The organism is Flavobacteriales bacterium (assembly GCA_013214975.1).
Lineage (GTDB): Bacteria > Bacteroidota > Bacteroidia > DT-38 > DT-38 > DT-38.
This window is the reverse complement of sequence record JABSPR010000039.1, coordinates 1-2,174: the sequence shown is the minus strand read 5'-3', so window position 1 is coordinate 2,174 and position 2,174 is coordinate 1. Positions and strand designations below refer to the sequence as shown.

At 36.0% G+C, this 2,174-nt stretch carries 4 protein-coding genes; 3 read left to right on the top strand and 1 reads right to left on the bottom strand.

The annotated features are described in order from the left end of the window. The coding region (locus HRT72_02600; protein NQY66600.1) for an NADP-dependent malic enzyme at window positions 1-587 on the bottom strand (587 nt) is incomplete at its 3' end. Window positions 588-702: 115 nt separating this feature from the next. On the opposite strand from HRT72_02600, the gene HRT72_02595 reads away from it, so the two are divergent. The 3 genes from HRT72_02595 to HRT72_02585 all read left to right on the top strand — a co-directional run. Further along, the gene (locus HRT72_02595; GenBank protein NQY66599.1) at window positions 703-1,395 is read left to right on the top strand and encodes an NAD-dependent deacylase; all 693 of its coding nucleotides are present in this window, start codon (window positions 703-705) and stop codon (window positions 1,393-1,395) included. Further along, window positions 1,395-2,000: a PorT family protein gene (locus HRT72_02590; protein ID NQY66598.1), complete on the top strand. Its 606-nt coding sequence runs from the start codon at window positions 1,395-1,397 to the stop codon at window positions 1,998-2,000. The genes HRT72_02595 and HRT72_02590 overlap by 1 nt, the downstream gene beginning before the upstream one ends. A gap of 3 nt (window positions 2,001-2,003) precedes the next feature. Then, window positions 2,004-2,174: 3-octaprenyl-4-hydroxybenzoate carboxy-lyase (locus HRT72_02585; protein ID NQY66597.1), on the top strand; the 171-nt coding region annotated here is incomplete at its 3' end.

Below are 2,174 nucleotides of genomic sequence, written 5' to 3'. Positions count from 1 at the left end.
CCAGCACCACTAACCACTAATTTAATTTCTTCTATTTTTTTACCTGCCAATTCAACAGCATTTAACATTGCTGCTGAAGAAATAATAGCTGTTCCATGCTGATCATCATGCATAACTGGAATACTTAGCTCTGCTTTTAATCTTTCTTCAATTTCGAAACATTCTGGAGCCTTGATATCTTCTAAATTTATACCTCCAAAAGTCGGTGCAATAGCTTTAACAGTATTCACAAATAAATCAACATCAGAAGCGTCAACTTCAATATCAAAAACATCAATATCTGCAAAGATTTTAAACAATAATCCTTTTCCTTCCATAACAGGTTTGGAAGCCTCCGGGCCTATATTACCCAATCCTAAAACTGCAGTACCGTTAGAAATAACACCAACAAGATTTCCTTTCGCCGTGTATTTATACACGTCATTAACATTATCTGCAATCTCCAAGCATGGATGAGCCACTCCTGGAGAATAGGCTAAAGAAAGGTCGCGCTGAGAGCTATATGGCTTGGTAGGAACAACTTCAATCTTTCCTTTTTTACCCATAGAGTGATAATCGAGGGCATCTTGTTTATTGAATTTTTCCATAGTTTTATATATAAGATAAAAGTATAAAAAAATAGCCCTAAAACAGGACTACCATAACACTGCCTATCTAACAGCAGGTTAGCGCTTTAGGTTGTTTTTATTTTCATTTTTTGCTATGAGAAAAATAATCGTCTTTACTGGGGCTGGAATAAGTGTAGAAAGTGGAATTCAGACATTTAGAGATTCCGATGGGCTTTGGGAAAACCATGATGTTATGGAAGTTGCCTCCCCAGAGGGATGGAGCAACGATTTTGAATTAGTTCTTAATTTTTATAATGCGAGAAGAAAGCAAGTAAATGAAGTTAAACCTAATGCAGGCCATTTAGCACTTGTAAAGCTTGAAGAAAAGTTTGATGTGCAAATAATCACTCAAAATATCGACAACCTACATGAAAGAGCCGGTTCAAATAACATACTCCATTTGCACGGTGAAATAACTAAATCTCGAAGTTCAGTAGATGACTCCTTGGTATATGAAATAGAAGGTAACTCTATTCTTGCTGGAGAAGAGTGCGAAAAAGGATCTCAATTGAGACCTCATATTGTATGGTTTGGTGAAATGGTACCTAACATCCCCATAGCACATGAGATGTGTTCTCTTGCTGACATATTGATTATTGTGGGTACATCACTAAATGTATATCCAGCTTCAGGAATCATTAACTTTGCACCAACGGAGTCTTCAAAATATTTCATAGATCCTAAAGCAGAAAATATAATGCAAATAGAGAAACTAGAAATTATTAGAGAACAAGCAGGTACAGGGTTACCCGCTTTGGTTGATCAGTTATTATTGAAAGAAAATTAATGAAAAAGGTAATTCTTCTCTTTTCACTCTTGGGTTTATTCAACTCTTCCAGGGCACAAGACTTTGAAGCAGGATTCCAAGGAGGTTTGATTACTAGTCAGATTTCGGGTGATGCGTCAGGTGGTTACTATCGTTTCGGAGCAACCGGAGGGTTATTCGTAAAACGTCATTTCAGAGGACCTTATTCTGGTGAGTTTGCAATAACATTAGCACCTAAAGGAAGTAAACGATTTGTTAGAGATTCAAAAGGACGAATCATCAGAGAGGAATATAGACTTCGATTAGCCTACATCGAGATTCCCATTTTATTTCAATATACTTTGGATACATTATCTATAACTCTAGAAATTGGTCCTTCAATTGGGATACTTCTTGGCCAAGAAGAAGAGGAGGCAATAATTGTTAGCTATGGTGATTTTAATAAGACAGAGACGGGAATTATGGTGGGAGCTACCAAAAGATTTTCTGATAAATTCTCGTTTTCAATCCGAGGTTCTCACTCAGTACTAACTGTCCGAAAACATCCATCTGGAGGAATATGGAAACTCAATAGAGGACAATACAATACAGCATTAATGGCATTTTTTAAATTTCACTTCAATTAAACTATGAAAAAGAAGAAAATAGTTATTGCAGTTGGTGGTGCTTCCGGCGCATTATATGCTAAAATATTACTTAACAAATTAATTGGATTAAGTGATCAAATTGAGAACATCGGATTAGTTATGTCTACTAATGCTAAAGATATATGGGAGTTCGAAATCGGGGATAAATCGTAT

What these genes read in the sequence shown, in the direction of transcription:
- HRT72_02595 (NQY66599.1), top strand. Translation starts at nt 703, where the DNA reads ATGAGAAAAATAATCGTCTTTACTGGGGCTGGAATAAGTGTAGAAAGT.
- HRT72_02590 (NQY66598.1), top strand. Translation starts at nt 1,395, where the DNA reads ATGAAAAAGGTAATTCTTCTCTTTTCACTCTTGGGTTTATTCAACTCT.